Annotated in this window: 27 protein-coding genes; 10 read left to right on the forward strand and 17 right to left on the reverse strand. The window is 62.7% G+C overall.

The features are described 5' to 3' along the window. Positions 1–176: 176 nt before the first annotated feature. Entirely contained in the window at positions 177–1394 is a 1218-nt protein-coding gene (locus EET67_RS17150; protein WP_128627424.1) for a mandelate racemase/muconate lactonizing enzyme family protein, read from the reverse strand. A 162-nt stretch (positions 1395–1556) separates the two neighbouring features. Further along, the gene (locus EET67_RS17155; protein ID WP_128627425.1) at positions 1557–3170 is read right to left on the reverse strand and encodes a GMC family oxidoreductase; all 1614 of its coding nucleotides are present in this window, start codon (positions 3168–3170) and stop codon (positions 1557–1559) included. A 160-nt stretch (positions 3171–3330) separates the two neighbouring features. Here EET67_RS17155 and EET67_RS17160 point away from each other — a divergent pair, with 160 nt between their 5' ends. After that, positions 3331–3723, forward strand: a complete 393-nt coding sequence (locus EET67_RS17160; RefSeq protein ID WP_128627426.1) for an acyl-CoA thioesterase — start codon at positions 3331–3333, stop codon at positions 3721–3723. A gap of 26 nt (positions 3724–3749) precedes the next feature. Here the strand turns inward: EET67_RS17160 and EET67_RS17165 are convergent, their stop codons facing one another. Beyond that, the gene (locus EET67_RS17165; RefSeq protein WP_128627427.1) at positions 3750–4127 is read right to left on the reverse strand and encodes a winged helix-turn-helix transcriptional regulator; all 378 of its coding nucleotides are present in this window, start codon (positions 4125–4127) and stop codon (positions 3750–3752) included. Between the two features lie 87 nt (positions 4128–4214). Between EET67_RS17165 and EET67_RS17170 the strand changes: the two genes are divergently transcribed. Both EET67_RS17170 and EET67_RS17175 read left to right on the forward strand, forming a co-directional pair. Next, on the forward strand, positions 4215–4811 hold the full coding sequence (locus tag EET67_RS17170; protein ID WP_128627428.1) for an NADPH-dependent FMN reductase: 597 nt from the start codon (positions 4215–4217) through the stop codon (positions 4809–4811). 245 nt (positions 4812–5056) lie between these two features. After that, entirely contained in the window at positions 5057–5515 is a 459-nt protein-coding gene (locus tag EET67_RS17175) for a GFA family protein (RefSeq protein WP_128627429.1), read from the forward strand. Between the two features lie 30 nt (positions 5516–5545). On the opposite strand, the gene EET67_RS17180 is transcribed toward EET67_RS17175, so the two are convergent. The 8 genes from EET67_RS17180 to EET67_RS17215 form a co-directional block, all read right to left on the reverse strand. After that, the gene (locus tag EET67_RS17180; protein WP_128627430.1) at positions 5546–6259 is read right to left on the reverse strand and encodes a nucleotidyl transferase AbiEii/AbiGii toxin family protein; all 714 of its coding nucleotides are present in this window, start codon (positions 6257–6259) and stop codon (positions 5546–5548) included. 64 nt (positions 6260–6323) lie between these two features. Next, a complete protein-coding gene (locus EET67_RS17185) occupies positions 6324–6542 on the reverse strand; it encodes a hypothetical protein (protein WP_128627431.1) in 219 nt (72 codons plus the stop codon). Positions 6543–6612: 70 nt separating this feature from the next. Beyond that, positions 6613–7926 (reverse strand): hemolysin family protein, encoded by a 1314-nt coding sequence (locus EET67_RS17190; protein WP_128627432.1) that lies wholly within the window; start codon positions 7924–7926, stop codon positions 6613–6615. Positions 7927–8025: 99 nt separating this feature from the next. Further along, positions 8026–8727, reverse strand: a complete 702-nt coding sequence (locus EET67_RS17195) for an LssY C-terminal domain-containing protein (protein WP_128627433.1) — start codon at positions 8725–8727, stop codon at positions 8026–8028. 51 nt (positions 8728–8778) lie between these two features. Continuing rightward, positions 8779–9807 (reverse strand): extensin family protein, encoded by a 1029-nt coding sequence (locus EET67_RS17200; RefSeq protein WP_245450985.1) that lies wholly within the window; start codon positions 9805–9807, stop codon positions 8779–8781. A gap of 99 nt (positions 9808–9906) precedes the next feature. Beyond that, positions 9907–10749 (reverse strand): extensin-like domain-containing protein, encoded by an 843-nt coding sequence (locus EET67_RS17205; RefSeq protein WP_128627434.1) that lies wholly within the window; start codon positions 10747–10749, stop codon positions 9907–9909. A 70-nt stretch (positions 10750–10819) separates the two neighbouring features. Beyond that, the gene (locus tag EET67_RS17210) at positions 10820–11527 is read right to left on the reverse strand and encodes an MOSC domain-containing protein (protein ID WP_128627435.1); all 708 of its coding nucleotides are present in this window, start codon (positions 11525–11527) and stop codon (positions 10820–10822) included. Next, positions 11517–11942, reverse strand: a complete 426-nt coding sequence (locus tag EET67_RS17215) for a DUF3775 domain-containing protein (protein ID WP_128627436.1) — start codon at positions 11940–11942, stop codon at positions 11517–11519. Before EET67_RS17215 ends, EET67_RS17210 begins: the two co-directional genes overlap by 11 nt. A 153-nt stretch (positions 11943–12095) precedes the next feature. Here EET67_RS17215 and EET67_RS17220 point away from each other — a divergent pair, with 153 nt between their 5' ends. Next, positions 12096–12446: a DMT family protein gene (locus EET67_RS17220; RefSeq protein ID WP_128627437.1), complete on the forward strand. Its 351-nt coding sequence runs from the start codon at positions 12096–12098 to the stop codon at positions 12444–12446. On the opposite strand, the gene EET67_RS17225 is transcribed toward EET67_RS17220, so the two are convergent. Both EET67_RS17225 and EET67_RS17230 read right to left on the reverse strand, forming a co-directional pair. Next, positions 12436–13329: a DMT family transporter gene (locus tag EET67_RS17225; RefSeq protein ID WP_128627438.1), complete on the reverse strand. Its 894-nt coding sequence runs from the start codon at positions 13327–13329 to the stop codon at positions 12436–12438. The genes EET67_RS17220 and EET67_RS17225 overlap by 11 nt on opposite strands. 196 nt (positions 13330–13525) lie before the next feature. Continuing rightward, complete coding sequence (locus tag EET67_RS17230; RefSeq protein ID WP_128627439.1) at positions 13526–13795, reverse strand: hypothetical protein; 270 nt, start codon at positions 13793–13795, stop codon at positions 13526–13528. A 506-nt stretch (positions 13796–14301) separates the two neighbouring features. Between EET67_RS17230 and EET67_RS17235 the strand changes: the two genes are divergently transcribed. Next, positions 14302–14838 (forward strand): tetratricopeptide repeat protein, encoded by a 537-nt coding sequence (locus EET67_RS17235; RefSeq protein WP_128627440.1) that lies wholly within the window; start codon positions 14302–14304, stop codon positions 14836–14838. 19 nt (positions 14839–14857) lie between these two features. On the opposite strand, the gene EET67_RS17240 is transcribed toward EET67_RS17235, so the two are convergent. Continuing rightward, entirely contained in the window at positions 14858–16009 is a 1152-nt protein-coding gene (locus EET67_RS17240; RefSeq protein WP_128627441.1) for a PQQ-dependent sugar dehydrogenase, read from the reverse strand. Positions 16010–16275: 266 nt separating this feature from the next. On the opposite strand from EET67_RS17240, the gene greA reads away from it, so the two are divergent. The 3 genes from greA to EET67_RS17255 all read left to right on the forward strand — a co-directional run bounded on the left by greA (position 16276) and on the right by EET67_RS17255 (position 18652). Further along, the gene (gene greA, locus EET67_RS17245; RefSeq protein ID WP_128627442.1) at positions 16276–16749 is read left to right on the forward strand and encodes a transcription elongation factor GreA; all 474 of its coding nucleotides are present in this window, start codon (positions 16276–16278) and stop codon (positions 16747–16749) included. A gap of 125 nt (positions 16750–16874) precedes the next feature. Next, positions 16875–17918 carry a glycosyltransferase family 4 protein gene (locus EET67_RS17250; protein ID WP_128627508.1) on the forward strand — a complete coding sequence of 348 codons (1044 nt, stop codon included), beginning with the start codon at positions 16875–16877 and terminating at the stop codon, positions 17916–17918. Then, positions 17918–18652: a glycosyltransferase family 25 protein gene (locus tag EET67_RS17255; protein WP_128627443.1), complete on the forward strand. Its 735-nt coding sequence runs from the start codon at positions 17918–17920 to the stop codon at positions 18650–18652. The genes EET67_RS17250 and EET67_RS17255 overlap by 1 nt, the downstream gene beginning before the upstream one ends. 22 nt (positions 18653–18674) lie before the next feature. Here EET67_RS17255 and EET67_RS17260 read toward each other — a convergent pair whose 3' ends face one another. From EET67_RS17260 to EET67_RS17270, 3 genes are read right to left on the reverse strand one after another with little or no spacing between them, the layout of a single operon-like run. Continuing rightward, the gene (locus tag EET67_RS17260) at positions 18675–19436 is read right to left on the reverse strand and encodes a hypothetical protein (RefSeq protein ID WP_165899937.1); all 762 of its coding nucleotides are present in this window, start codon (positions 19434–19436) and stop codon (positions 18675–18677) included. A 20-nt stretch (positions 19437–19456) separates the two neighbouring features. After that, positions 19457–20425, reverse strand: coding sequence for a polysaccharide pyruvyl transferase family protein (locus tag EET67_RS17265; protein ID WP_128627445.1), 969 nt, complete (start codon positions 20423–20425; stop codon positions 19457–19459). After that, entirely contained in the window at positions 20422–20907 is a 486-nt protein-coding gene (locus EET67_RS17270; RefSeq protein ID WP_128627446.1) for an Lrp/AsnC family transcriptional regulator, read from the reverse strand. The genes EET67_RS17265 and EET67_RS17270 overlap by 4 nt, the downstream gene beginning before the upstream one ends. Positions 20908–21163: 256 nt before the next feature. Between EET67_RS17270 and trxB the strand changes: the two genes are divergently transcribed. Then, positions 21164–22138, forward strand: coding sequence for a thioredoxin-disulfide reductase (gene trxB, locus EET67_RS17275; protein WP_128627447.1), 975 nt, complete (start codon positions 21164–21166; stop codon positions 22136–22138). Between the two features lie 40 nt (positions 22139–22178). Then, positions 22179–23075, forward strand: a complete 897-nt coding sequence (locus EET67_RS17280; protein ID WP_128627448.1) for a LysR family transcriptional regulator — start codon at positions 22179–22181, stop codon at positions 23073–23075. The last annotated feature ends 576 nt before the right edge of the window (positions 23076–23651 follow it).

Here is a 23651-nt window from a genome sequence, read left to right on the forward strand (position 1 = left end):
GGACGCGATTCTTGGGCCATAGCCTCATGGGGAGACCGCAATCCCCATGAATGATGTAATCGCTCCAATCGCTGTTTTTGTCAAGAAAAGCGACTGTTCCGGGCCGAGGCGAGAAAGCCTCGCGCGCCGAGTCCGCCTGTTGCCGCAAGAGCCTGATATCGAATCATTTTTTAGGGTCAGGGAAACAGGGGGTCGGGCGCCATCTCCAGGTGAAGCTGCGTGCCGGTCCAGGGATGCGCCTCGCAGACGGCTTCATCGAGTTCGACCCCGAGGCCGGGTTCCTTCGACGGGATGACATTGCCGTCCTGCCATTCGATCTTCTGCTTCAGGAGCGTGGCGTGGAAGCCGTCCCATTGCTTCAGCGACTCCAGGATGAGGAAATTGGGAAGCGTCACCGCAAGCTGGATATTGGCCGCGCCGACGATCGGCCCGCAATAGCAATGCGGTGCGACCTGTATGTGACAGGCCTCGGCCATGGCGGCGATCTTCTTGGTTTCGAGGATGCCGCCGGAGCGGCCGAGATCGGGCTGGAGGATGGAGGCAGCGCGGTTTTCGATGACGCGGGCGAATTCCCATTTGGTCGTCAGCCGCTCGCCGGTGGCGATAGGGATCGAAGTTGCGCGCGCGACTTCTGCCATCACCTCGGGCATGTCCGGCGGCACCGGCTCCTCGAACCAGAGCGGATCATAGGGCTCGATGGCGCGGGCCATGCGCAAGGCGCCGGAGGCGGTGAACTGGCCATGCGTGCCGAAGAGGATGTCAGTTCTGGTGCCGACCGCCTCGCGGATCGCTTTCAGCATGCGCGCCGACAGGTCGATATCGGCAAGGCGCGGCTGGTGGCCGTCAAAGGCGGTATAGGGGCCGGCGGGATCGAGCTTTACGGCGGTGAAGCCCCGCTCGACATAGGCGAGCGCGCATTCGGCGGCGAGGTGGGGATCGTTGTAGACGTTGCGGTCGGGATTGTCGGCCTCGGCCGGAACGGCGCTGCCGGTCTGCGGATAGAGATAGGTGTAGGAGCGCAGCGCCTCATGCACCTGGCCGCCGAGGAGCTTGTAGACCGGCTTGCCTGCCTCCTTGCCGATGATGTCCCAACAGGCGATTTCCAGCGCCGAAACGCAGCCCATGACGGACGGGTCGGGCCGCTGCGAGAAGCCGGAGGAATAGGCGCGCCGGAAGAAGGTCTCGATGTCGTGCGGGTCCTTGCCGACCAGATAGCGGGAGGCGATGTCCTCGATCATCTTCGCCGTCAGGTGCGGATCGAAGGCGGCGCTATAGGCTTCGCCATAGCCGATCACGTTGGAATCGGTGGTGAGCTTGACGAAGATGAAATAGCGCCCGCCGATGCCCGGCGGCGGGTTGCCGACCACGAAGGTTTTGACGTCGGTGATCTTCATGGACGATTTCTCCAAGTGTTCGAGGTCATTGCTGCCCCTCATCCGCCTGCCGGCACCTTCTCCCCGAATAGTGACGGGGAGAAGGGGGAAGCGGCGATGTTGCGGCCAGCCTCCTTCTCCCTGCTTGCGGGGAGAAGGTCCGGCAGGGGATGAGGGGCGATCTTACCCATCCCAATCCTCCAAAATCATCTCAGCCCCCTTCCAGCCGGTGAGAATGGCGGCGGCGTTGGTGTTGCCGCTGATATTGTCGGGGAAGATCGAGGCATCGACAATGCGCAAGGCCTCGAGCCCATGTACCTTGAGGCGCGGGTCGACGACGGATCGCGACGGGCCCATGCGGCAGGTGGAAACCGGATGATAGACGGTGCCGCTGCGTGCGCGGAAATCGGCGACCAGTTCGTCATCGGTCACGCAAGCCGGGCCGGGCAGGACTTCCGCCTCGATGATCTCGGCCATCGCCGGCATGGAGGCGAGCCTGCGCAGGAATTTCACTGCCGCCAGCATTTCGGAAACGTCGCTGTCGGTCGAATAGGCATTGGCGACGATCTTGGGATGATCGAGCGGGTCGCTGCTGCGGATCATGATCGAACCGCGGCTGGAGGGACGGCAGTTCGACAAGCCGATGGAAAAGCCGGGCCACGGATCGGGCGACAGGATCGGGCGCTCGCCGGGTTTGGGCAGAACTGTGGAGAAGGCCTGGAAATAGAGCTGCATGTTGGGGCGCTTCTGGCTCGCATCGGTGCGGAAGAAGCCGCCGCCCTGGTTCATGCTCATCGACAGCGGGCCTTTGTGCAACAGCAGATATTGCAGGCCGACCAGCGCCTTGCCCCACCATGGACGCAGGATCTGGTTGAGCGTCGGCAGGCGGCCTTTATAGGTGTAATTGATGCCGAGATGGTCCTGCAGGTTGGCACCGACATGGGCGTTTGCCAGCAAGACCTCGATGCCGAGGCCCTGTAGCAGGCCGGCGGGGCCGATGCCGGAAAGCTGTAGCAGCTGCGGCGTGGCGACCGAGCCGGCGCAGAGGACGACCTCGCGGCCGGCGCGGGCGTTCAGCGTGCGACCGCCTTGCCGGTATTGCACGCCGGTGGCGCGGGTGCCCTCGAACAGGATTTTCGTTGCCAGCGCATGGGTTTCGACGCGGACATTCTCGCGCTTCATCGCCGGGCGCAGGAAGGCGCGGGCGGCCGACATACGCCTGCCGTTGCGGGTGGTGATCTGGTAGACGCCCACACCCTCCTGCGTCGCGCCGTTGAAGTCCTCGTTCAAGGCAAGGCCGGCCTCGACGCCGGCTTTGAGAAAGCGATGGGTGAGCGGATGGACGTTCGCGCGGTTGTCGGTGACATGGACCGGCCCGCCGCGCCCGCGCCACTGGTCGGCACCGGCCTCATTGTCCTCGATTTGTCTGAACAGCGGCAGCAAATCGGCATAGGCCCAGCCGGGATTGCCGGCGGCGGCCCAGGCGTCGAAATCCTCTGCCGCGCCCCTGACCCAGACCATGGCGTTGATCGAACTCGATCCGCCGAGCAGCTTGCCGCGCGGCCAGTGATCGGCGTTGCCGGCCAGGCCCGGATCAGGCTCGGTGCGATAGTTCCAGTTGACGGCGGGGTCGAAGAAGGTCTTACCGTAGCCGAGCGGCATCTGCACGAAAAAGCGGCGATCGGTGCCGCCGGCCTCCAGAACCAACACCGAGAAACGGCCATTGGCCGATAGCCGCTCGGCCACCACCGAACCGGCAGAACCAGCACCGACGACAATGAAATCATAGCTTTGCATGAGAAATCAAACGCCGCCCGCGAAGCCGTTCACAATGTGATTCATCCTAGCCTCGACCCGTTGCCGCTGCCATCGGGCCATCCGGCATGGCTTGTGAAAAAAGCGACGGCATGCGCATGATCGGATCAATCTCAGAGCCGGAATCAGACAGGAGAGCGGGATGGTCAAATATGCGGATGGCAGGCCGGCGGGCGATCTCACCTTGCGCACGCTTGCCATGCCCTCCGACGCCAATGCCGCGGGTGACATTTTCGGCGGCTGGGTGATGGCGCAGATGGACCTTGCCTGCGGTATCCGCGCCGCCGAGCGCGCAAGGGGCCGCGTGGTGACGGCGGCGGTTAAGGAGATGTCCTTCGCCAAGCCGATGAAGATCGGCGACACGCTTTGCGTCTACACGCAGATCATGCGGATCGGCCGCACGTCGATGACACTCAAGGTCGAAGCCTGGGCGCAGCGCTATCTGCAGGAGCTGATGGAGAAGGTGACCGATGCCGACTTCGTCATGGTGGCGCTGGACGGCACCAACCGGCCGACGCCGATCCCGCCGGAATGATATAATTTCAACAGGAAGGTTGTGGCCTAGCCTTCCTGTTTCGATGCCGCATCGTAACGCGAGCGGGCCGCGTTGATGTGGAGCGTGTTCTGGCGCGCCCAGTCGGCAAGCGCGTTGACCGGCTCCTGGAGCTGGTGGCCGAGTTCCGTCAATTCATAATCCACGCGCGGTGGAATCGTCGGGAACACGGTTCGCGTGACAAAGCCGTCACGCTCGAGGCCGCGCAGCGTCGTGGTCAGCATCTTTTGTGAAATGCCGCCCACGGCGTGGCGCAACTCGCTGAAGCGCATCGGCCCGTTGCTGAGCATGCCGACCACCAGCACCGTCCATTTATCGCCGACCCGCTGCAGGATCTCGCTGATCGCCCGGCAATCCTCGCTGCGGTGAACGTGCCTTGGTTTCATGAAAGTGCCTCCTTGCGCAGGCGTTTGACAGTTACCTATATAGTGTCGGTATCTATTGTATACCAACAACCTTATCTGGAGAATATCATGTCCAAGCCGAAAATCGGCATCATTGTCGGCTCGACCCGCGCCAACCGCTTTGCCGACAAGCCTACCGAGTGGATTTCTGCGCTGGCGCGCGAACGGACTGACATCGAGGTCGAAATCGTCGATCTGCGCGACTATCCGATGCCCTTCTTCGAGGAAGCGACGTCGCCTGCCTGGGCGCCTTCGAAGAACGAAGTGGCGCAACGCTGGCAAAAGAAGATCGACGAGCTTGACGGTTTCATCATCACGGCGGCCGAATACAACCACGCGCCGACCGGTGTGCTGAAGAACGCCATCGACTATGCGGCGACCGAGTGGAACCGCAAGCCGGTGAGCTTTGTCGGCTATGGCGGAGTGGGTGGGGCGCGCGCTGTCGAACAGCTTCGCATGATCGCCATCGAAATGCAGATGGCGCCGACCAAGGCCGCCGTCCACATTCTGTGGCCGGATTATCTGGCAGTGACCCAGGGCAAGAAGCTGGCCGAGATCGACCATCTGAACCAGGGCGCCAAGGCCATGCTGGACGATGTCGCCTGGTGGGCCAGGGTGCTGAAGGCTGCCCGCGAAGCCGATGCCGTGCAGGCGCAAGCTGCGTAAGCAGCAGCAAATCCTCCCAGGAGCAAAGGGGCGGCGCTTGCGTCGCCCTTATTGTTTTGAAGGTAGCGTCTGGCCCCGGCATTTGCCGAGGCGCATGATGCCGTGCGAAGCTTCACTGGTCCGATGATGCTGGAGCGAGGTCACTGTTCCTTGAATCGTTATCTCGCTCTAAGATTTTGTTTTTGAAGCATGATCTTGTCCGGAAAATCTGCAACTTTTCGGGATCATGCTCGCAGGAGGCGAAGATGGCTTCAGGACCGGCAGCGAAAAAGCCCTTCAAGGACATCACCGAATGCGACGGTGCCTGCCACTGCGGGGCCGTGCGTTTTCATGTCCGCCTGAGCGATGGCTTGCACAGTGCCCGCCGCTGCTCATGCTCCTATTGCCGCATGCGGGGCGCGGTGGCCGTCACCGCAAGGGTCGGAGACATCGAAATCCGCCAGGGCGAAGAAATGCTCACCCTCTATCAGTTCAACACCATGACGGCGAAGCACTATTTCTGCTCGCGCTGCGGCATCTACACCCACCATCAGCGCCGCTCGAACCCGAATGAATATGGCGTCAATGTCGCCTGCCTGGAAGGCATCAGCCCCTTCGACTTCGAGGAAGTGCCGGTGAATAACGGCATCGCCCACCCTTCCGATCACGGCGGGGAGGCGGGGTCGGAGCTGGCGGGCGTGCTGAAATTCATTCCGTCTATGTGAGGGGCTCGGCACGCCGCATGCTTACGACAATCACTCGTCAGGCCCTGACTCGGACCAAAGCCCCCGACATTCGGATCTGAGGGCCTCAATGGCTTCGGCGGCTGCCCTTCGATCCATCAGCAGCATCTCCGCCGCGTAGCGGAGCTCTTCAGGGTTCTGCAGGCGGTTTATTGCCCAAACCAGTTTGCGCTCGATATCCGCCCCATATGCATGCGTGGCCTTTTTCACTGCGCTGTCGGGAATACCTCCATAGATTTGGATGAGCTTGCCCAAGTCTATCGCATCGCGATAGCCCACGCTCCGGTCCATGCAGCGGTCCGCATTGGCCAGAAGCTTCTCTGCAAACATATCCGGGACAATCAGCGTCGGTATGTTCAGAGCTGGGTCCATTTCACCTTCGACATCGATCCTCGCCTCACGCACGATCTCCACCTTGATGGGCAGTTCCCGGTAGATCAGAAACATCCTGATGCCGTATTGGTCGATACGGGGATCCCGGGCGCTCACAGCCTCTCGGGGAAAGAATGCCCTCGACCCCATGCGGACGGCCGCATTGCGGAGCTCCCTATAGCCTTCTGCATGGGAACAGAGAAAATCCAGATCAAGGGACCGGCGGTATTCGCCCAGCCTGAGAACGATGGCCGTGCCGCCACCGAACCAGCACTTGCTGTCCAGAAGAAACTGCCCGTCCGTGCGCCCAAGCAGGTCTGCTATGATCTGGTGTTCGGGTCGGGAGAATGTCATCCGGACTACCTTGCTGCGGGAAACCATGTCGTAGCAGGATGCACGGGCTAACGGCAAAGAAGATTCAGATGAGGCCGAAGCCGTGCCCGTATTTCTTCCCGAGTTTGCGGATCAGGCTGGCCTCGCGATCGGTCAGATGCTCCCGATCAACGAAACGCCAGTTGCGCTCGTAAAGCGCAAATGCCTCGTCGGCGGCGAGCGGACGACGCGGATCACGGTTCCAGGCTAGCTTGTTCAGCTCGGGAAACTTTGCAGGAATGATCTCGTTGCCGTCATGTCCCATAGCAACGCCTATATAGGCTGGAGCGGCAGGAAATTCAAAGCGCTCGGTGCCATCGGCTGCCGCGCTGCAATCACCTGACCGCCTTGCGGTGCGGGGTGGCAAGGCGCGCGGCCATGACCTTGTCGATGCGGCGGCCGTCGAGGTCGACCACCTCGAAGCGCCAGCCTTGCGCGTCCACGCATTCGCCCGTCGCCGGCAGGTGATGCATATGCGACAGCACATAGCCGGCGACGGTTTCGTAGTCTCGGCTTTCGGGCAGGTCGATGCCGAGCACGTCCGCCATTTCGTCGGCCTGCATGTAGCCGGCAAGCAGCCATGAACCGTCATCGCGCTGGATGGCGTTTTCCTCCTGGTCGCCGGCTTCCAGATCGGCGCGGAAGACGCCGGTGATCGCCTCCAGGATGTCGGCAGGGGTGACGATGCCTTCGAAATGACCATATTCGTCATGGACGAGGGCGACAGGCACTTCCGACTGCTTGAGGGTTGCCAGCACGTCGAGCGCGTCGGCCTGGTCGTGGACGATGGGAGCGGTGCGGACATTCTTGCGCGGGTCGAGGTTGCGCCCGGCCAGCATGTCGGCAAGAATCTCGCGCGTCTGCACGACACCGACCATGGCGTCGACGCTGCCTTCGCCGGCCGGCAGGCGCGAATGCGGCGTTTCCATCAGCAGTTTGCGCACCGTCGCCTCATCGGCGTCGAGATTGAGCCAGTCGACCTCGGTGCGCGGCGTCATCACCGCACGCACGGCGCGGTCGCCAAGGCGCATGACACCGGCGATCATGCGGCGCTCGTCGGATTCAATGGTGCCGTGATGCTCGGCCTCGGCGACCAGCATCTTGATCTCCTCGTCGGTGACCTTTTCCTCGCTTTCGCCGCGCTGGCCGAGCAACCACAGCACGCTGCGGCCGGAAATATCGAGCAGCCAGACCAGTGGCGCACCGATGATGGCCAGCACATTCATGGTCGGCGCGACGCGGCTTGCCACCGCCTCGGGATTGCGCAACGCGATCTGCTTGGGCACCAGTTCGCCGATGATGAGCGAGCCATAAGTGATGAGGGCGACCACGATGCCGACGCCGAGCGGGGCGGCAACGTTCTGCGGCATGCCGAAGCCGGCCAGCGTCTGCGAGAGGCGCAGGCCGAGCGTTGCGCCCGAGAAGGCGCCCGACAGCACGCCGACCAGCGTGATGCCGATCTGCACGGTGGACAGGAATTTTCCGGGATTGGAGCCGAGTTCGAGCGCGCGGGCAGCACCCTTGACGTGGCGGTCTACCATCGTCTTCAGGCGCGCCGGCCGAGCGGAGACGATCGCCAGTTCCGACATGGCCAGAAGGCCGTTCACACAGATGAGGACGGCCACGATGGCGATTTCAACGTAAAGCATGATCGCTCAATAGCATCAGCGCGGTAAGCTCGAAAATAGCAAAAAGCAATGGGATGGATCGTGGCAGCTTATACTGGGTGACAAAAATTCCGCGCCGGGTCATCGGCTGAGGGGCTGCAGGATGCCGATGCGCACCATGCCGTCGGTGAAATAGGGATCGCCTTCGCCATTGCGCCCGGAGCGAGTGGGGCCGATGCCCTCGACACCGGCGCTGGAGGCAAGCATATCGGCCATGGTCAGTTCGCCGATCACAAGGTCGCGCTCGGCATCGATGTCGGGGCCGATATGATGGGTGATCTGGCCGGTATCGTGGCTCAAGCCGACGCCGCGATCGAAGCTGGCCGCACCGAGCCAGAGCGGCCTGTCACCGGCCGAGACCTGCCAGAAACGGACGTGATGGCGCTGGTCGGCGCTGCGGCCGACCGGTTTTTCAAAGGCGAGATCCTGTTTGCGCCCTTCAAACAAGAGCGTACTGACCGGGGCATCTTCATAGGGCCGGTCGAAAAGCACGCTTTCGCCGATCTCCAGGCTGGAGCGCCAGGTGATGGCATCGGCAGCGTTCCACTTTGCCACGGCGAAGGCGTGCATGACCTCGGCCCTGGAGCCGACCAGCCCGACATTGATCGGATCGCCGGGGATGCCTTGTACGGTCGTGGTTCGCATCTCCTCGGGAAGGAGATCGAGCCCATGGTCGCGGTATGACCAGAATTCCGGCACGATGAGATAGGCCAGGCCGACATAGATCAGCCCGACCGCCAGGAAAAGGCCGGCGGTGCGCCTGGGCAGGTTGCGTCTTCGCATGGCTTGCGACCGGGTTGCCAGGAGAGATTACCCCACTTTCAGGGGAGATGCTCACTTGCAGGCAACATAGCCGTTCTTGCGTGGCATGATGTCGAAATGGAAATGGTTGCGGTGGTCGTAATTATAGCCGGGGCCAAGCACGGTGGTGAAATAGTCGCAGCCATCGGCGCGCACATTGTTGAGGAAACTGCGCTGGCGGAAGGAAAACCAGCCCGGCTTGCGCACATCGATGTCGCGGCCATTGTTCAGCTCGATGCGCATGACATCGAGCGCATTGCCGACCGAATGCTGCGAGGGCGTGCGCGAGCGGGCGATGCGGCGGCAGGAGTAGCTCGATCCCTGATGGATGGTCTTGACGCCGGAAAGATATTTCCAGCGCGCGGTGGGCACCAGTTCCTTGCGGGTCCAGCGGGCGAAGGTGGCAGCCATGCGGCAGCTCAACGTCGCTGCGGGCTTCATCTTCACGCTGCCGATGGCGGAGACTTTGACCGGGTGATCGATGCCGCAGGTCGGCCCGTCCCTGATCGGGGCGAGGTCCTGGAAGGTCACGCCAAGGCGCTTGAGATCGTTGCGGCAGGCGATTTCGTCGGCCGGCACGGATGCGGAAGGCTCGGCCGGCCGGTCGAGGCGCGGATAGGCGACCATCATCGGGTTCGACGGCACCAGTGTCTGCAGCCCGCGCGTCTGCGGTGCCGCTTCAGGCTGGGCAGGGGATGACGGCATCACCGCGGCCTGGACGGGGGCGGGTGGCGCCTCGGGCTGAACCACCGGCGCGGAGGGCAGCGCGGTGACTTCCACGGGTGCCGGAGGTGTGGCGAAGGTTTCCACCGGCTCGGGCGGGATCGTGGCGACCTCCACCGGAGCCGAGGGGATTGCTGCCGGCGGCAGGGCTGCAGGCGGCGCCACATATGCAGGCTGGATGGCGGCGGTGGACGTGCCGACATCGACTTCCGGGCGCAGGTTCATCAGGCTGTCGGTGGTGCAGGAACTCAGCAGCAGGACAGTACAGCCACAGGCAAGCGCGCGCAGGGTGCTGCGCCGTCGCGCCCATGCGGGGGCTGTCCGATGTGCTGCCTTCATTGCCGGATTTCCTATCCCTGACGGAGCAAGGATAGGCAGCAAGGGTAAAGGAAAGATCAGCGCATAAGTTTACGCCTGTGGCGGCCAGGCCGAGATTGGTTACTGGCAGAAGGTGCCGCCATTGCGGCGCGGGGCGAGGTCGAGATGGAAATGCCGTTCATGGTCGGCATCGCTGCCGGGGCCGAGCACGGTCTTGAATGGCCCGCAGGCGGCCTTGCGCAGCCGGGCAAGAAACTTCGCCGTTTTTTCATCGGGCGTCGGTCCGACGTCGATCGCGGTGTTGTCGGTCAAGGTGAATTGGGCAATGTCCAGCGCATTGCCGAAGGCATGTTCGGACAGCTTGGCTGAGCCATTGCGCGGCCGGCAGACATAGGTCGAGGCCTGGCTGATGGATTTCAGCCCGGCGCCATAGGTAGATTTGGCGTCGGGGGAGACGACGTCCTGGGCAAAGCGCGCCGCCGTCTCGGCCAAAGCGCAATTCATCAGGGCGTCCGGCTTGATGCCGATCTTGTCGCCGAGTGCCTTCACCGCAATCGGCCAGGGCAGGGCGCAGCCGGCGGCGTCCTTCTCGGGCGGATGCTCGGTGAACTCGACGCCGAGTGTGCGCAGGCGTGCCCGACACGCCTTTTCCGCGGCCGGCATGGTTGCCGCGCGCGGCGCATTGGAACGCGGATCGGGAGGCGCAGGCGGCTTCTTCTCGTCAGCCTGGTCCGATGGCGGCGCAGGTTCTTCCGGGGTCTTATTGTCGGGGCGCGGTTCGGGCACTGGCACTTCGCCCAGCCTTTGCGGGGGAAGATTGCCGGCCGCTGGCGGGTGCACATAGGGAACGGGCACCGTTTGCGGCAGCGTAACGGGTGTGGCCCACGCCGCGTCCGCTCCAAGCAGCAAGGCAGTCAGCAAGGGCAGGAAGATCGGCGGCAGGCGGCGGGGAGGCGAAACCATCGCCCGGCAACGGCGGTGGTGCGGCTCTGGTTGCAGCCGCTGCAATCACGATCGGTGACAGGTGATAATGTCAACCGCGGTCGTTGAGGCGGCGGTCCCAGTTCTCGACGGTACGGGTGGCGATGCGGCGTGCGGCAAGCTCGCGCCATGAGGCGGCGAGTTCGGGCAGGCCGGCGAGTGCGGCGAGCGCCTCCATGTCGAGCGTGCTTGTGTAGAGAAGCCCGATGACGCGGGCGAGCGGCCATTGCGGCTGCGGCCGACGCTGGAGCACAAGCGGATCACCGGGGCTGGCGGAGCCTTCTTCGAGTACCCGATAATACCAGCCGGTACGCCCGCTTTTCTGGACGCGGTAGGCCATGTCGTCGCGCCCGAAACGGGCGTTGAGCCGCCAGCAGGGCTGCCGTCCCTGGCTGACCTGAAGCAGGCTGCTGCCCAGCCGGTATATGTCGCCGATGCAGATGTCGGCCTCCGTCATGCCCAGCGTGGAGATGTTTTCACCGAAGGCGGGCGCGGCAGCGGCGATGCCATCATCCAGCCATGCCGCGTAATGGTCGCGCGGATAGTGGTGAAGCGCTTTTTCCGGGCCGCCGTGATGGCGGGTGTCGCCCTGATGGTCGCCGGCAATGCCGAGCCTTGTCACGGCCTGCGGGCCGCCGACCGGCCGCTTGTCGATGCCGCTTGGCACCTTGCGGGATCCCAGCGGCGCAAGGGCGCCGATGTAGAGGGCGTCGACGGTAGATGCTGTCGTCGCGCGCGCCGCAACCGTGTCATGCGCCAATGGCTTGCAGCCCTTCTTCCAGCCAGTCCCCGAGCATCGGCATGCCTAACAGGTATTTGGCAGTGTGGCGATTGTCACGTTGCCGCGCCTCGTTGAGCGCGTCGGCCCATTCGGAGGCGTCGTAGTCGCCGCGCCCGATCCACATCAGGGCGACCAGTTCGGAGGCCTCATCGACATTGAGATCGTTGATCAGCGCGCGCAATTCGCGGGTCAGGAGATTTTCGGACTTCTCCTCGGCAAGGCCGTCATGATGGTGATTGTCGCGCGTATCGCCGTCTAGCTCGACCTCATGCTCGCCGCCATCGACATAGTCCTCATTGACAGCCGCACTGATGGCATTCGCCTTTTCAATGAAGAGGCGAACCGTGTCCGGTCCGATCGAAAGTTCCCAACTCCGTTCGCGCCGTGGCTGCACGCGGATTTCCTCCTTCCGGTGTCGGAATGATAGCCTATTTGCAGGCCACGTCACGCCCCTGTTTGTTTCACCGGGTTTTGCGCGGGCATCATTGACAGAAGATGCGGACGGCCTGAAATGGCGGCGGTCCCCTCCTGTAACGGTTTTCCCCGAATGGCTGCGCTGCTCTCGCCGAAAGTCCTGCCGATCCTGATGCTGGTTGCCTCGAATGTCTTCATGACATTTGCCTGGTACGGCCATCTGAAATTCAAGGGATCGGCGCTTTATGTCGTTGTGCTGGTAAGCTGGACGATCGCCTTCTTCGAATATTGGCTGGCGGTTCCGGCCAACCGCATCGGCTCGCAGGTCTATACGACGGCCGAATTGAAGACGATGCAGGAAGTCATCACGCTTTCGGTCTTCGCCGTGTTCTCGGTGGTCTATCTGAAGGAGGCGCTGACCCTCAACCACCTGCTCGGCTTTGCCCTGATTGCCGGCGGTGCCGCGCTGATCTTCAGGGCGTGAGGGTCGAGCGGCGCGACAGTACCGCAGGCAGGACCTCCACCGCGAGGATGGCGGCAAAGATCAGGCCGCAGCCGAGGAAGCCGCTTGCCGGCAGGCGCTCGCCAAGCAGCAGGGCGCCGAACAGGCCGGCAAAGACGGCCTCCGACGACAGGAAGATCGCCGCCTGCGGGGCGGTGGTGTAGCGCTGGCCGACGACCTGGAGCGTGAAGGCCGCCCCGCCCGAGAAGATGCCTGCATAAAGGATTTCCGGCAGCGCCAGCCATACCGCCATCCAGTTGATCGGTTCGATGGCGATGGCGACCGCCAGGCCGATCGTGCCGCAGACGGCGAATTGGGTGACGGCAAGCGTGACCGGCCGGCCCGTGGGCGCGGCCGAGCGGCCGATGAAGATGAGTTGCAGCGCGCAGAAGGCGGCTGCCGCGACGTTGAGCCAATCGCCGACCGAGAAAGCGGTGAGCGCGCCGCCGGAAAGCAGCCAGATGCCGGCCATCGCGGTGATTGCGCTTGGCCAGACCACCGGATGCGGAAAGGTGCGGAACAGGATGACGGCAAAGAGCGGCACCAGCACGACATAGAGCCCGGTGAGGAAGCCGGCATTGGTGACAGTGGTGGTCAGCAGGCCGATCTGCTGCACGCTGGAGGCCGAAAACAGCAACAGGCCGATCCAGGCGAATGCGAGCCAGTTCGTTTTCTGCAGCTTGACTGGAGCATTGCGCGCCTCGCGCAGGGCGAAAGGCAGGATCACCAGTGTTGCCAGCAGGAAGCGCAGACCGGTGAAGAAGAACGGGGTGATCGCATCCATCGCCGTGGACTGGGCGACGAAACCCATGCCCCACATGGCGCCGGCGAGAAGCAAGACGAGATTTGCCTGAAGTCTGTTCATTTCAAAGGTCTGACGGGAGGACGTTGCGGGCCGTCATAGCATCAGGACGCAGGGCCGCAAGGGCCAGCGCGCTGCCCTCATTGGCGCTGCCGGCGCAGCCCGCGAAGGCAGGGGGATGCAAACGACAAGGGCGGCGGAGCCGAAGCCCGCCGCCCGCTCTGGCGAATGCCGGGGGTGATGACCCCTGAAGCCGTTATCAGTTGCTGCCGCCGAGAACCCGGGGGCTGACCTGCTGGAGTGAAGTCGCGCCGATCGCGGCAGCCGAGGAATAATCCGCAGCGCCCGGAACATTGACAATGACAGTGGCGGGAGCGGCGTCGCCGAAGCGGGCCGGTTCAACTGCGCTCGTTGCGAGCGTGATGCCAGCGGCGTTCTCGATCACCGAGACGGGGGCGGCATCCTGATGGGCATAGGCCGAGCCGGCGGTGGCAAGTGCAATAGCGAGGGTCAGTGCGATCTTGGTCATGATGGTCTCTCCTTGGTTCTTTCGGTTCAAATCTTTCCGGACCGTTGTTCGTCGTCCGATGAGTTGGATATATGTGAACGATATTTTTAAATCATCATCAAAAATGTGAACAATGCGTCGCTAAAACGCCGCGATAGATTTCAGTGACGGCGAAGGAGGGTGGGATGGGTCCCGGATACGCTGCTGGCTCACGCTGCGCAGCGTTCCGGGATGACGTGGGAGACGTACCGTTCGTCATCCCGGAAGCCGGAGTGTAGCGGAGGTTATCCGGGACCCATTCCTGGGACGTGGCAGATGTAGACACCGGAAAGCAGGCAACGCTGTCGTTTCCGATCAAGGAGCCCCGGAGGGTCTTGTCTGGGGCAAGCTCAGGACAGGCCCTACGGGGAGGTGGAAGCAGCGCTATCGGATCACGGTTTTTTGCACGGGCGGGCACGTCGTTCCTGATGAAAGCCGACCGGCAAAGGGGTAGGCTCCCGCGCGGGAGCAGCTGAGGAGGATTTGTCATGCATGCCCGTTTTGCCATCCAGGCCGCCGGCCTTGTTCTTGTGGTGCCGCTGCTGGCGGCGCCTGTACTTGCAGCCGATTCCGGCGGCGATCCCGTGCCGGTGTGCAAGGCTGGCCAGGTCTATGACAAGGCGACCAAGAAATGCGTCGTGCAGCAGGGCGGCGGCGTGATCGACGACGAGAGCCTGTATGAAACCGGGCGCCAGCTCGCGCTCGCCGGCCGCTATGGCGAGGCGATAGAGGTGCTCAGCCTTGCCGCCAACAAGGCCGATCCGCGCATCTTGAACTATCTTGGCTATGCTCATCGCAAGCAGGGGCGGGTGCTGGTCGGGCTCGGCTATTACGAAGAAGCGCTGAAGGTGGACCCGAACTATACGCTGGTGCGGGAATATCTGGGCGAGGCGCATTTGCAGCTTGGCGATTTGGCCAAGGCACGCGAGCAACTTGCAGAAATCGAAAAGCGCTGCGGCACGAGTTGCGAGGAATATGCCGATCTGTCGGAGCAGATCGACGCCTTCGTAAAGACCAAAGGCTGATCTCGGGCCAGATCGGCTGTCAATCGGGGCGCGACAGGCGGATGATGGCGCCGTCGCTTTCGTCGGTGAGCAGCCAGACCGCGCCATCGGGCGCGACGTTCACGTCGCGGATGCGGCCGAAGGCGCCGTCGAGCATACGCTCCTCGCCGACGATCTTGCCCTGGTCGTCGCGGTCCAGCCGCGCCAGCAGCGCGAATTTCAGCGAGCCGACCAGAAGATCGCCCTTCCACCCGGGGAACATGTCGCCCTGGTAGCTGGCGAGGCCTGACGGCGCGATCGAGGGGTCCCAATAATAAAGCGGCTGCTCATAGCCTTCGGCTTGCGTGCCCACGCCGATCTTGAAGCCGGAATAGTGGCGGCCATAGGAGATGACCGGCCAGCCATAGTTGCGGCCTGCCTGCGGCTGGTTGACCTCGTCGCCGCCACGTGCGCCATGTTCGACGGTGACCAGGCTTCCGGTGAGCGGGTCGAGGGTTGCGCCCTGGACGTTGCGGTGACCCTTGGACCAGATTTCGGGCAGGGATTTCGAGCCGTCGGGCGAGGGGTTGTCGGCGGGGATGGAACCGTCTCCATTGATGCGCAGCACAGCGCCGGCGCTGTCTTGCATATCCTGGGCGCGGTCGCCGTCGCCACGGTCGCCGGTGGTGATGAACAGGCTGCCGTCACGCCCGAAGACCAGGCGCGAGCCGAAATGATGCGATGTGCCCGTCTTCTTCGCCATGGAGAAGATAACCTCGACCTGGTCGAGACGGGCGCTGGCGCCATCGCGCTGCAGCTTGGCACGGGCAACCGCCGTGCCCGCGCCGCCCTCGCCCGGCTGCGAGAAGCTGAAATAGACCAGTTTGTCGGATACGAAATTGGGCGAGGCGACAATATCCAGCAGGCCACCCTGACCTTCGGCAACCACTTCCGGCACGCCCGGCAGCGGTTCGGAAAGCCCGTCTTGCGACAGGATACGGATACGCCCCGGACGCTCGGTGACGATGGCGTCGCCGTCGGGCAGGAAATCGAGACCCCAGGGATGTTCGAGGCCGTCCGTGAGGGTATCGGCCTGGACTTTTCCGGTTTCGGTATCGAAGACACGCGGTTCGGCCTGGGCGGCCGTGCCTGGCACTGAGGTTAGCACGGCACAGACAAGGGAAGTGGCTACGGCTTTCGTCGTTTTTCTCATTCCTTCGACATAGGTTATCCGCCGTTCGGGGCAAGCTCAGGAAAGCGTTTCCGCGATCCTGGCAATCACAAGCAGGTGAAGCCTGATTTGAAGCTTGTTTGAAAAGCCTGTTTTTTTGACGTGAAAATCGCGGTGAAGCTCGCTATATTGAACGGAAGTATGTGAGCGGTTCCCGTAGCTGAGGCTGCCGGGCCGTTTTCTTTTTATGTTCAGGCAACACCGCTCGACAGGGGCGGCCCTGATCGTTTTGAGGAAAGGCCGATTTCATGAATAAGGTCCCGATGACCGCCAGTGGCTTCGATACACTCAAGGAGGAGCTGCGCTGGCGCCAACAGGACGAGCGTCCGCGCATCATCGAGGCAATTTCGGAGGCGCGCTCGCATGGCGACCTTTCGGAGAATGCGGAATATCACTCCGCCAAGGAAGCGCAGAGCCTGAATGAAGGCCGCATCAACGAACTGGAGGACCTGATTGCGCGCGCCGAAGTGATCGATATTTCCAAGCTGTCGGGCGAAAAGATCAAGTTCGGCGCGACCGTGAAGCTGGTCGACGAGGACACCGAAGAGGAAAAGACCTACCAGATCGTCGGCGACCAGGAAGCCGATGTGAAAGCCGGCCGCATCTCCATTTCATCGCCGATTGCGCGTGCGCTGATCGGCAAGGAAGTAGGCGAATCGATCGAGGTCAACGCACCCGGCGGCCCGCGCGGCTATGAGGTGGTGCAGGTCCAGTTCATCTAGGCCTTGGACCGAAAAGTGGCATCCGGTTTTCGGAACAATCCAACGACTTTAGGGACAGGAAAGTGACTGTCCCCAACGACGGCGGCCACCCGATCGCTGCGGCCGGACGACGACAGGTCGTGGATATGAGCCGCATCGAGGTGGTCGCGCCCAATTTCAAGAAGCGGCTGTCGGGCGTGACCAGCACGATCATCCAGCTTGTGCCGCTGCAGGCACGTATGCTGGGGATTGCCACGCTTGGGCCGGGATTGCCGGAGAGCCTGCCCAAAATCCGCTGGTGGCAGGTGCCGCTACTCCTGAAGCGGCCGCAATCGGGCCGCAAGCGCATCTGGCATGCACGCCGCAATGTCGAGATGCTGGCCGGGCTGGTGTTGAAGGCGATCTTCCGGGCACCGCTGCTGCTCGTCTTCACCTCGGCCTCGCAACGCCGTCACAAGCGTTGGACAAGGTTCCTGATCAGGCGCATGGACGGCGTGATCGCCACCAGTCGCAAGACGGCGGCCTATCTCACTGTGCCCAATACGGTGGTGATGCATGGCATCGACACCGTGAAATTCGCCCCGCCGCCGGATCGGGATGCCGCAGTCGAGGCGGTCGGGCTCGAGCGCGTGCGAAACTATGTCGGCTGCTTCGGCCGGGTTCGCCACCAGAAGGGGACCGACCTGTTCGTGGACGCGATGATTGGGCTGCTGCCGTCACGGCCGGGCTGGTCGGCTGTCATCGCGGGACGCGCGACCGCGCAGCATGCCGCCTTCGAGCAGGAGCTGAAGGCGCGGGTTGCCACGGCCGGGCTCTCTGAGCGCATATTGTTCGTGGGCGAGCACAGCGACATTGCGCGCTGGTACAAGGCGTTGGCGCTGTTCGTGGCGCCGCAGCGCTGGGAAGGGTTCGGGCTGACGCCGCTGGAGGCGATGGCCACCGGCGTGCCGGTGGTGGCGGCCGATGTCGGCGCCTTTTCCGAACTGATCGAGGAGGGTGTGACCGGGCAGGTGATCCCGCGCGACGATCTTGCGGCGATGACAAAGGCCGCCGGCCGCCTGATGGACGACGATGTCAAAAGAGACGCAGCGGGGAGGGCTAGCCTGGAGCGGGCAAGCAAGCTATTTGCCTTGCAGGGCGAAGCTGAGGCGATCGGGGCATTCTACCAAAAGGTCTGGAGTACCGGTTGATGTATGCGGAAGCCTTCATTATCCACCTTGCACGCGCGCAGAAGCGCCGGCCGCAGGTCGATGCGCTGAAATCGTCGCTGCCCTTGCCTGTCCATATCGTCGATGCGGTGGATGGAGCCGTCATGACCGACGCGCAGGTCGCCGCCGTTTACCGACGGGAAATCCACCGCCCGCGCTACCCATTCGAACTGCGCAAGGGCGAGATCGGCTGTTTCCTGTCGCATCGCAAGGCGTGGCAGGAAATCGTGGACCGGCAGCTCGATGCCGGCCTGATCGTGGAAGACGATGTCGAGGTGGATGCGAAGCTGTTTCCTACGGTGCTGGCCATGGCGCTCGGCAATATCCAGCCCGGCGACTTCATTCGTTTTCCGCGCCGCGATGGCACGGACAAGGGCGTGCGGATTGGCGGCGAGGAAACCAGGCCGCTCTGCCAGCCCATGCAGGCGGGCCTCGGCACACAGATGCAACTCGTCGGACGTCAGGCCGCGATCGAGTTGCTGAAGGCAACCGAGCGGTTCGATCGCCCGATCGATACGACCCTTCAGATGCGCTGGCTGAGCAATGCACGCGTCCTGGCCGCGATGCCGGTCTGTATCCGCCAGATCGACCACCTGCTGGGCGGGACGGTGATCCAGCAAAAAACCAAGCCGCTGGGTGAGGTGCTATCACGCGAAATCAGGCGGGCATGGTACCGGCTTTCGGTGCGGGTCGCTAATGCGGCGGTGGCCCGATAGATGAAGCGGTCGGTCCGATGCCCTAAACACCGAATTCGGTAAGCAATTTCGCCAAGGGCGAGCCGTGGGGCGGAACGGTTTTCTTGAGTTCCTTCAGGGCCTCGTTCCATAAGTGGATGGTCACGGTTCTTTCCGTCAGCACGTTGTCAAGCGATGCGGCCGGATCGAATATGCTTTGAGCATGCCTGAACCTCAGCGGATAGAAAACGTCCCGGGGCTTGGCTTTCCTGAAAAGGCCGTGCTTGCGCGCCAGGGCAGTGATGGCAAGGGGCCCGTAGGTTCCCCACGGAAGATCCGCAGGCCCGAAGTTTCGCCCAAAAACTCCTCCGACCTTCAGCGGCAGCGCATATTTCAGGCGGGTCCAGCGTGGAATGAAGTTTTCTCGAAACAAGCCGGCAAGCTCGGTGGTGATCGGCAACCCCGCCTCCAGATAGAGGATTGCCCCGTTTATCTTGCGCTTGTTCTCCATCCCGAAGAGGGAATCGCTATCGATCACGAGGGGTTTTAAGCAGACCACGTCGAGATCGGACCACAGGCCTGCTCCGGTCTCTTGCAGACGATAACGGAAGTAGTCGGAGGCAAGCGCGAATGAGCCGGTTTCCTGATGCCGCAGGGCTGCCATCAATTCATAGGGGACCGTGGTTTCCGCTTCTGCGAGCTCGACCTTACTGGGCAAGCCTTGAATGTCGCCATAGGCGTGGACCCTGACGCGGTGGCCGTTCCCCAGGAAGGAGGCAATCGACAGATGCTCGATCCGCCCGAGCGAATTGCCGATCCAGAGCATGTTGACGACCGGAGCAGTGCTCATTCCGTGGCGCCCTGGCTGGTCCGGGCGAACTGGCCGCGCCAGGCAGCGATCTCTTTTTCGGGAAGCTTGATTGCCAATCGAGGCCAGTTGTCGAGATGTTGTTCGAGGGCGTCCATGTTGCCGCGCTCGATCACCGGAAGATCGAAGTCACGGGCCATCTCCCTTGCGCGGTTGTCGACGCTTAAAATAAGCGCCCGGCGTTTCTTTTGCAGCGCTCTTATGCCCGCATGAAGGCGCGTGCCGACAAAATCCACCGGCGGGTTGGCCGACAGGACATTGTCGAACGCGCCAAGGGAAGGATTGACCATTTCCAAACCGGAAATGTCGAGCTCGCGGACATATTGAAGGTCTCCCGCCCCCTGAATCCAGATCAGGACACGCTTGTAACGCGTCTTCAGGATTTCCAGCATGGCGCGGTCGTGGCCAGGCGCCTTGCGATAGTCCGTTACGGTCGTGACGACGGTTTCGGGCCGGTCGGAGACATGGGTCGGGCCCAGGTCTCCAAGTTGCCACAAGGTGGGGCAGCCGGTGTTGACAACGCGTTCACGCCCGCACGACTGAAGCTGGCGGACGGAATAGGAATCGCGCAGCGAGTGAAGCGCGCGGCGTGACAGCAGCCGGTCGTAGGCAAAACGCGCCCGCCAGTCGGGTGGCGACTGGTAGTCGGTCCAGCCGGTCCCCAACAGCACCAGCTTCCTGTCGCTGGCGATAAGGTCGCGAAGACGAAGCTTCCACTGGCGCTTGCGCGACCAGTGGGAAAAGAGAAGATTGGTTCCGCCTGCGAAGATATGATCCGCCTTTCTCAAAAGGCGCCGGCCGTGCTTTCCGATCTCGCCATGCGTCGGCACGTTGAAGAGAAACGCTTCCGGGAAGAGCGCCGTGATTTCGGTCCGGACCGCCTCCATGATGATCTGATCGCCCAGATTGGGCGAGCCGATTGCCGTGTCGAAGACAACGACGTTCATACGGGTGTCCCATCCATCGCCACCGCACCCTCGTCCTTGACCTGGCGGATGGTGAGCGCGGTGCGCACCGTATCGACATTTGGTGCGGAGGCGAGTTCCTCGATGACGAAGGTCTGGAAGCTGCCGAGATCGCTGGCGACGCAGTGGAGCATAAAATCGCTGTCGCCCGAAACCATCCAGGCCTGGCGCACGATCGGCCAGTGGCGGGTGCGGTCGGCAAAGGCCTTCAATTCCACCTCGGCATGGTGATGCAGGCCGACCAGGCAGAAGGCGACGACATCCATGCCGAGCGCAGGCCCGTTGAGCAGCGCTCGATAGCCGCGGATGATGCCGGCATCCTCCAGCCGCTTGACGCGCCGCAGGCAGGGCGGGGCGGAGATGCCGACACGGCGTGACAATTCGACATTGGTCATTCGGCCTTCCTCCTGCAATTCCTGCAGGATTTTCCAGTCGATCGCGTCGAGGTCGGCCTTGATCGTCATTTATCGGGGTCCAGGGGTGAGCGCTGAGGCGCAAGAATCTTTCGCGGCCGAGTAATAAACGATCAATTTGATTTCGTCAGGTCTCGAAATGCACTTCGCGATGTCGGCGGCAATCTTTTTCGCGGCGATGCATGGTGCGACAAGCTTTCCGGGGACGGTCGATTCGCCGCCTTGCTGCGGCGTCTGTCCCAACCTAAATTAGCCACGATATTTCGTTGCAACGCACAATGCGTTTTTCCGCTCGCGAAGGCTTTTCATGACCACGAAACATGCGCCTGTTCTCATCATCGGTTCCGGTCCGGCCGGTTATACGGCCGCAATCTATGCCGCGCGTGCCATGCTGAAACCGGTCCTGATGGCCGGGCTGCAGCAAGGCGGGCAGTTGATGATCACCACCGATGTGGAGAACTATCCGGGCTTTGCCGAGCCGATCCAGGGGCCCTGGCTGATGGAGCAGATGGCCAAGCAGGCCGAGCATGTCGGCACCGAGATCGTCAATGACCTGATCACCGAAGTCGATCTCGACGTGCGGCCGTTCCGGCTCAAGGGCGATTCGGGAACCCAATACACCTGCGATGCGCTGGTGATCGCCACCGGCGCTCAGGCGAAATGGCTCGGCATCCCGAGCGAGCAGACCTATATGGGCTTCGGCGTTTCGGCCTGCGCCACCTGCGACGGTTTCTTCTATCGAGGCAAGGATGTCGCGGTGGTCGGCGGCGGCAATACCGCGGTGGAGGAAGCGCTCTATCTGGCCAATCTCGCCAGGAGCGTGACGGTTATCCATCGGCGCAGCGAATTCCGTGCCGAGCGCATCCTGCGTGAGCGGTTGGCAAAGGCCGAAAACGTCAAGGTGATCTGGGATACGGTGGTGGACGAAATCACCGGAACGCCCGGCAAGCCGCCGCTGCCGCCATCGGCCAGCGGGTTGAAGCTGCGCAATGTGGTGACCGGTGCCGAGACGCTGCTGCCGGTGGACGGCGTGTTCGTGGCGATCGGTCATGCGCCGGCAGTGGAACTGTTCGTCGGCAAGCTCAAGCAGAAGCCGAACGGCTATCTGTGGACGGAGCCGGATTCGACACGAACCAGCGTGCCGGGCGTGTTTGCCGCAGGTGACGTGACCGACGATGTCTACCGCCAGGCTGTGACAGCGGCGGGCCTAGGCTGCATGGCGGCGCTGGAAGCGGAGAAATATCTGGCAGGCGTAGAGGTGCACCGCGAAGCGGCGGAATAGGCGACCGGCTCGTTAAAAGGCCGGCGGAACGAGGGGAACCATGGCACTGGACTGGGATAAGCTACGCGTGTTTCACGCCGCGGCGGAAGCCGGGTCGTTCACGCATGCCGCGGAGACGCTGCGCCTGTCGCAATCGGCGATTTCGCGGCAGGTGAGCGCGCTGGAGCATGATGTCGGCGTGCCGCTGTTCCATCGCCATGCTCGCGGCCTGGTGCTGACCGAGCAGGGCGAGATGCTGTTTCGCACGGCCCATGACGTGCTGATGAAGCTCGAATCGATCAAGACGCGGCTGACGGAGGCCAAGGACCGCCCTTCCGGCGTGCTGCGGGTGACCACGACGGTGGGCCTGGGTGCGGGCTGGCTGACCGAGCGGCTGCAGGAATTCCTCGAGCTCTATCCCGAAATCAATCTGCAGCTCATCCTGGCCAATGAGGAACTCGACCTGACCATGCGGCAGGCGGATTGCGCCATAAGGCTGCGCCAGCCGCAACAGCCCGATCTCATCCAGCGGCGGCTGTTCACGGTGCATTTTCACCTCTACGCCTCGCCCTCCTATGTCAGCAAATACGGCAAGCCGGCGACGATGGCCGACCTGAAGAAACACCGCATCGTCACCTTCGGGTTGCCGGTGCCGCCGCATCTGAGCGAGTTGAACTGGCTGGAGACGGTCGGCGATTTCGAGGGCGGCCAGCGCATCGCCAGCCTGCAGATCAACGATATATTGTCGATCAAGCGCGCCGTGCAGTCCGGCGCCGGCATCGCCATGCTGCCTGATTATGTGGTGAGCAAGGAGTCGGGGCTTATCCAGCTACTGGACGAGACCGAGGTGCCATCCTTCGACACCTATTTCTGCTACCCCGAAGCGATGAAAAATCAGGCCAAGCTCCATGTATTCCGGGATTTCGTCATCGCCAAGGCACGTAACTGGTCCTATTGAGTAGGCCAGCTGGACTAAAGCCTGCGTCATTTTGCATGGGAGGTTTGCAAGGAAGCTGCTTGTTTCTTGGGCAGGGGTAGCCCATATACCAATCATCTCCTGGGCGCGTTCCTCCTCCCATTAGCGCCCTAGAGTGTTCCCCTCTGGAGGTTTAGCCTTAATCGGCACTCCAACAAACTCAGCCGGGTCGTTTCGATCCGGCTTTTTTGTTGCCTGAATTCAGGCCTTTTTCCCGCTTGTCCCATTCTTTTGAGCCAGGGCTTTCCCGAGCCCGGAACGCGCGTGTCCAATTGGGCCACCACGGCTGTGCTTACCGGGCTTGATCGGGGATCGGATCGTTCCGAAAGCCGGAGTCTGTGCGTTGGCAGCACATTCCGGCACGCCCGTGATCCAGTCGCAATACCGGCAGCGTAACGGTGACTTGTAACCTGCGGTAACCTGCCGGGTGAGGCCGCCCGACTGCAAGATGGAAACAGGACGCGGCTTCGGGGCGGCGGGGGATGGGGGCATCACTCGCCGGACCAGGCTCAGGCAGCAGCCGCGTCCGACTGTTTGCCTTGGCCAAGGCCTGGCCTA

The organism is Borborobacter arsenicus (assembly GCF_003934165.1).
Taxonomy (GTDB): Bacteria; Pseudomonadota; Alphaproteobacteria; order Rhizobiales; family Rhizobiaceae; genus Pseudaminobacter; species Pseudaminobacter arsenicus.